Below are 6,431 nucleotides of genomic sequence, written 5' to 3'. Positions count from 1 at the left end.
ATCCAGAAGCTTATATAACATTAGCAAAAGCATTGGGTTTCACAAAAAATGATTTTAAAAATATTTGGGTTTTCGAAGACAGTTTAACAGGCACAACTGCTGCAAAATTAGCGGGCATGATTCCTATTGGTATTCTAACTCAATATACTGAAGAGGAATTAAAAAATGCAGGTAGTCAATTGGTTTTTCCCACTTTATTAGAGGCTTATCAATATTTACAAAATAATAATTTTTAGGGCGTTCCCTTTCAGGTCAGGTTTTCGCTACTCACTTTTTTTGCTGAAAAAACAAAAAAGAGTTCAAACATAGAGCCTGTCTTGAGCTTAGACGAAAGGCTCAATCCTTAACGCGTATTGCAAACTCCAAAAGGAAGTAATTTAAAGTTGTTTATTGCAAAGTCAATTCTCTAAACAAACTTTCTAAAGTTTTATTTTCTGAACTCAATTCTAAAACTTTAAAACCGTTTTCTTGTGCAAAATCAAAAATTTTAGAACGCATATCTTCTTCAGCATTAAAAGTAAGTTGCCAAGTATTATTCCCTATAATTTTTGATAGAACAAGATTTTCTAGTGTTTTAATTTGAGATTCTTCAATTGCTGAATTAAAAATAACCTTGATGGTTTGTTGCTTATTTTGCTGCAGTTCAGAAAGCAGTTTATCCGTAATTATTTCACCTTTTTTTATGATGATAACTCGATCGCAGACCGCTTCTACTTCTTGCATAATATGTGTAGAGAAAAGCACGGTTTTGTCTTTACCCAATTCTTTTATCAAAGCTCTAATTTCTACTAATTGATTAGGATCTAAACCTGTTGTAGGCTCATCTAAAATTAAAACAGAAGGGTTGTGTAAAATAGCGGCAGCTAAACCTACTCTTTGTTGATATCCTTTAGATAATTGATGAATTTTTTTATACGCTTCTGCAAGCAAACCAACTTTTTCTATACAAGTTTCTATGTTACTCTTATCAACCTTATATAAACTTGCTTGAAATTGCAAATATTCGCGCACATACATATCTTTATATAAAGGATTGTGTTCTGGCAAATATCCAATGGTTTTCTGAGCCTCTAAAGGCTTTTGTAACACATTTATATCATTTACAAATACCTCTCCTAAACTTGGTTTTATAAATCCTGTTAAGATTTTCATCATGGTAGATTTCCCTGCACCATTTGGCCCTAAAAAACCAATTATTTCACCTTTTTTAGCCGAAAAAGAAATTTCATTTAATGCTTTTTGTTGATTATATAATTTAGATATCGATAAAACTTTTATTGACATTTATTAAATTTTAACTATTAGAGAAACTTTTAATACAAATCTTTATCTTTTAAAAACCTATATCAATTTATATTATTTAAAACGAAATTAACGCTTTTTTAGTTTATAGATTTTAAACTAATTTTTCTAATGTTTTTCATTCGTTGCCAAGTTTCTCGATGCCGCTGTTTATATAACCATAAGGTTCCTAGATCTAATAAAAAATAGAATAAGCTAATTCCGCTTGGTGGATTTGCACTTGGTAAAAAAGTAAAAATATCCCATGCAATGGGTGGCCAAAACCAGCATTTGTAGGTTGTGCCTACAAGCTCTAAAACTACTACAGAAATATACATGGTTAAATAGAATAAACGCTCTCTTGGTTTGTTTCTTAAAATGAGTAATGTAGCAATTGTCATTACAAAACCGAATACATCATTCTTAAAAAAAAGAAATACAGCTGCATAGATTAAAATAAAAATAACGAGAAACTTTTCTAATGATTTTCTAATATTTTTTATGGATGCCGCTTTTGAAAAACAGTACACAGCAATATAAACAAAAGCGTGCCCAAATGGAATGTAAAGAGGTACGTTTTCTAACCTGTAAGTATACATACCTAAAGCAACAGAGAACAAATACTCGCCAACAAAACCTAATAAAACAGCAAAAACCATTCGTTCTTTTATGGTTTTTGTGACGTAAAAAAAAGTAATAAAAAAAACAGTAAGCATTAAAGCATTTGCATACCATTGTGCATTTTTAGTGATTTTTACCATGTAAAAACTATCTAAAAATAAACCAACCACAAAAAACAAATACAAAAGACCTAGCGTTTTAAAAGTCGCATAAAACGGAGATTTTGATGCCAGTAAACTCATACTGCGAAAATACTAAAGTAAATAAAAAATGGCTCAATAAATTGAGCCATTTTTTTATGATATATTTTGTAAATTTTATAATTGATAACGTACTCTAAACGTTACTAACCTTGGTAAAATAAAAGTCTCATTAATTGAGTTCGAAATATTTCCATTGTTAACACTTACTCTAGATTCCGTTCCTAAAATGTTACTCGCCTGAAACTCATACTCCCATTTTGCATCTTTATCTTTTCTGTATGACATTGAAAAATCCCATATTTTAAAAGAGTTTTGATGTTGCCCATTTTGTCTAACTTCATTGTAAGAAAAATCTGACCTTACGGTTAATGAATTCCAGATATAAGCATCAAAATTTATAGAAGGTGCATGCGTAACAGATTTAAAATTAGAGGTATTTCCTGATCCTAATTCGGTTCTATTTTGATCTGAAAAAGAAGCTCTATAATTTAAACTAACGTTAGGTGCTTTTATATAATTGGTTCTAATTCCTGGCGTAATTGTATAACTTTGGGTGTTCAATTTTGTTGTTTCTGCGCCAAATAATTGATATGCTTGAGCATCTGAAAAGTTTGCATTTAAACTAGTTCTAATCTTTCTAAACGTTTTTGTAATACGCCCAAATGCAGAAATAGATTCAACATCAAAAGGTAAGTTTAAATTAGTATTTGTAGATACATTAGATCTTACATTTGCATTATTTGGATTGGGTACAAAATCTGCAATGGAAGCTATTTGCTCCATTGTTTTATTATAACTTAATCTACCAAAAATAAATAGATTGTTAAATAAATTAAAACTGCTATAATTTAAGCTCGTCGTTTCTACTCTTGCATTCATAATATCATTATTTCCAAAGAAAAAAGAATTAAAATTTCTTGCAACGATACCTTCTGCAACTTGGTTTACGTCTGTAAAATTAACGCTTTGCCTGTAGTTAAAACTTAAACTTTCACTCTTTTTAAATTGAGCAATAATATTCAATTCTGGTAAAATTTTTGTAAAAGAATCTTTAAAATCTGTTGTAATACCTGCTTGCGTATTATTTAAGTTATAAGAATGTGCGGTAAAACCTGGTCTAAAAGTAAAAATACCCGCTTTTACTCTGTAACGCATACCTGCATAGATGTCTGAAAAATTATATTCTACATCATTGGTATTACTTGCATTGGGTACATTTGGTATATTTAAATTTGGGTCTAATGTACTGCCATTATCTAAAAGTTGAAAAAACCTAGAATCAAAGTTTTGTTTACTTAAAATAGTACCTCCCACAAAGTTAAAGTTACTTTTATTATTGATAATATAATAGTAATCTAACTTGGCATCTAATTGATTTGATTTTACACGTCTGTCTTGTTCTAAAGTATAAAATTGTTGTGTTTTGTCTAAACCTAACACATCTGCAGCAGAATCAAAACCGTCTGCATTGTTGTTTGGGTCTTGATCTAAGTTCTCTATAGAAGACACATAAAAAGGATCTTCATCTTGCAATTGATGCTGTACCTCTAAAGCAAAAATATTGTTTTCGTTGGCAGTATAAAAGTAACTTAAATTCTGATTGATAGTAAATGGTGTCGCATTTTCGTTTTCTACAATAGGCACATTGTTACCTATTATTTGAGACGTACCATTATCGAATCTAAACTCGTTTGTAAAACGACCATTAAAATCATAATTTAACTGATTGTTGATGTCTTTCTTGTAAATAGTTTTAAAATTAAACAAGCCAGAATTACTAGTTTGATCTGTTGTATTATCTGTCACATCATCTGGTATGGATGGATCATTATAGTTGATAATATTTCTATTTCTTTGCCCATTACTATTGCTAGACCAAATTAAATATCCACTAAAATCTAATTTTTTATTGGGAGAATAGCTATAGTTTAAGGCAGTTAACTTAGTTTCTATTCTATTTGCATTTCTTGCATTTGGTGTTAAAAAACCAATACCGGCACTTGCCAAATTTATATTAGTACCATTTGATGGACTTTGGCTTCTAAAGCCACCGGTAAAACCTCTTAAATCTCTTCTATTTAAAACAGCTTCTCCTAAATTGTTAATATCACCAATAACGTTTAAGGTATATTTTGGGCTGTAATAAAATAATTTTGGTTGAAACAGATATAAATCATCACTTGGTGTAAAACCAGCACCTGCATAAACGTCTCCAAACCAAAAATTCTTTTTACCTTCTTTTAATTTTATGTTGATGGCAACTCTATCTTGATTATTCTGCACACCACTTAATTGATTTACATCAGAGAAATTTCTTAATACTTGTATTTTATCAACTGCATTAGAAGGAATGTTTTTAGAAGCCAACTTGGTATCTCCGCTAAAAAACTCTTTACCATCTACAGTAATTTTTTCTACAACTTTACCTTCTACTTCTATTTGGCCAGCATCGTTAACCTCTACTCCAGGTAGTTTTTTAAGTACGTCTTCTAATTTACGTTCTGTACCGTTTTTAAAAGAGTCTGCATTGTAAACAATGGTGTCTCCTTTTATGGTTACTGGCATTTTAGAAACTACTGTAATTTCGTCTAAAGAATTATCTTCTTTTAAAGTAACGTTTTTTACAATATTTTCGGTGGTGGTAGTTACCACAAAATTGGCTGTTTTATAACCAATGTAACTAATTTTTATATCAAAAGAACTGTTTTTATCTAAGTCTAATTTATAGTTTCCTTTAGCATCTGTAAAGCCATAAGAAGCCATTTTTTTAGTAGTTTTATTAATAGCCAGTACATTAGCCATTTCTAATGGACTACCAATACTGTCTTTTACAACCCCTGAAAGTTTAATTTGGGCACTAGTAATAAATGTAACCATAAAAATGGTTAGTAGTAGTAATTTTTTCATTGTGTATTTTTTAGTATTTTTTTATTAGAATCTACCTCTTCCTCTACCTCTAAAATTTGCTCTCATCTCCTCCATTTTTTTAGTGATGATACTTACATATTCTTTTCTTGTAACTTCATCGCCTTTTTTAGGTTGCTCAATTTCTATTTTATCTGCAGGATTTATTACAATCTCTGTACATAAAATAGTTGTTCTACCTTCGTTAATTTCTAAAATTAAACCTGGTAAACCCCAATATTCTCCTGGGCCATTGCTAACTGGTATTTGTGGTGTATACCAAGCTGTTACTGTAATTTGTTTTGGAATTTCAATATCTTCAGTAACTTTTACAGTTGCAGTAGAGTCTTTTTTAGCATCGTCTTTTTTCTTATCATCATCTCTATTTCTTCTTCTCATATTTCTCCAATCTGTAGCATCTACATCTTTGGTTAGCGTCGCTTTGTAACAAACGTATTCTCCAATTTTTTTTGTTTCGCTACCTAGCTCCCACTTTGGCATTTTCATCGTATCAGAAATTAAGAAGTTTTTTCCGAAAAATTCTGTTGCTTCTAATGCCACTAAGTCTTTGGTATTTTTATATTTGGTTCCTCCACCAGACATTCCTCCCCAACTCATACCACCTCTTGAACCTGGTGCAGATAATTTTTCATCTTCTTTATAAATAGAAGCAGTTTTATCAAAACTTAAGATGTATGTTTTTTCTAGCATCGATTTCATTCTCTCTGCTATTTGTTTTTTTTGGGCTTCAGACATGCTGTTCATTCTGCTTCCCCAACTGCTCATATCTAAAGTAGTTTTAGACATGTATGTTGCTTTTCCTTGAAAATTCTTCTGAGCAAATGTACTAACTGTAACAAAGGCTAAGACTAATGTAATTAATTGTTTCATTATTTTTTTATCTAATTTTATACGAAAATAGTATTAAACGTTTCTCATAAGACTTAAAAAAACCTTAAAAGTTTAATCTACTATTTTATTTTTAGATAAAAATTATCCTCCCATTTTAATATTGACACCATTTCCTAAGTCCATACCGTTTCTGCTCTTAAATTTTTCCATCAGTTCATTAGACTTTTTCTCTTGGATTTTATTAAATTTTTTCTGAGAAACTACTTTACCTTTTTTAGGTTCTTTAATTGCTACTTTTTCAGATGGATTTATTATAATTTCAGTACAAACAATGGTGTTTTTACCATCATTAATTTCTAAAATTAAACCTGGCAAGCCTTGGTAACTATCTGGCCCATTGCTTAAAGGTATTTCTGGTGTATACCAAGCGGTTGTTATTACTTTTTCTTTTATGGTTTTAATTTCTGATTTACCATCTACAAATGTTGCTTTTTTATTTTCTACTTCTTTTGTGTAGGTAGCTTTATAGCAGGTGTATTTTCCAATATTTTTTGTTTCAGAAGACATTAC

5 protein-coding genes and 1 pseudogene are annotated in these 6,431 nt (G+C 30.1%); 1 reads left to right on the top strand and 5 read right to left on the bottom strand.

The genetic code is table 11. The annotated features are described in order from the left end of the window. A pseudogene (locus ACTG3S_RS03825) lies at positions 1-236 on the top strand (HAD family phosphatase); the annotation flags it as partial. A gap of 151 nt (positions 237-387) precedes the next feature. Here ACTG3S_RS03825 and gldA read toward each other — a convergent pair. The 5 genes from gldA to ACTG3S_RS03800 form a co-directional block, all read right to left on the bottom strand. Further along, positions 388-1,284 (bottom strand): gliding motility-associated ABC transporter ATP-binding subunit GldA, encoded by an 897-nt coding sequence (gene gldA / locus ACTG3S_RS03820; RefSeq protein ID WP_439128048.1) that lies wholly within the window; start codon positions 1,282-1,284, stop codon positions 388-390. A 98-nt stretch (positions 1,285-1,382) separates the two neighbouring features. Next, positions 1,383-2,144, bottom strand: a complete 762-nt coding sequence (locus ACTG3S_RS03815) for a hypothetical protein (RefSeq protein ID WP_439128047.1) — start codon at positions 2,142-2,144, stop codon at positions 1,383-1,385. 75 nt (positions 2,145-2,219) lie between these two features. Beyond that, entirely contained in the window at positions 2,220-5,012 is a 2,793-nt protein-coding gene (locus tag ACTG3S_RS03810; protein WP_439128046.1) for a carboxypeptidase-like regulatory domain-containing protein, read from the bottom strand. Positions 5,013-5,036: 24 nt separating this feature from the next. After that, positions 5,037-5,900 (bottom strand): GLPGLI family protein, encoded by an 864-nt coding sequence (locus ACTG3S_RS03805; RefSeq protein WP_439128045.1) that lies wholly within the window; start codon positions 5,898-5,900, stop codon positions 5,037-5,039. A 102-nt stretch (positions 5,901-6,002) separates the two neighbouring features. Then, the coding region (locus ACTG3S_RS03800) for a GLPGLI family protein (RefSeq protein WP_439128044.1) at positions 6,003-6,431 on the bottom strand (429 nt) is incomplete at its 5' end.

This window comes from Polaribacter sp. (assembly GCF_965656025.1).
GTDB lineage: Bacteria > Bacteroidota > Bacteroidia > Flavobacteriales > Flavobacteriaceae > Polaribacter.
The sequence above is the reverse complement of the archived record's forward strand: the minus strand, read 5'-3'. Positions and strand labels throughout refer to the sequence as shown.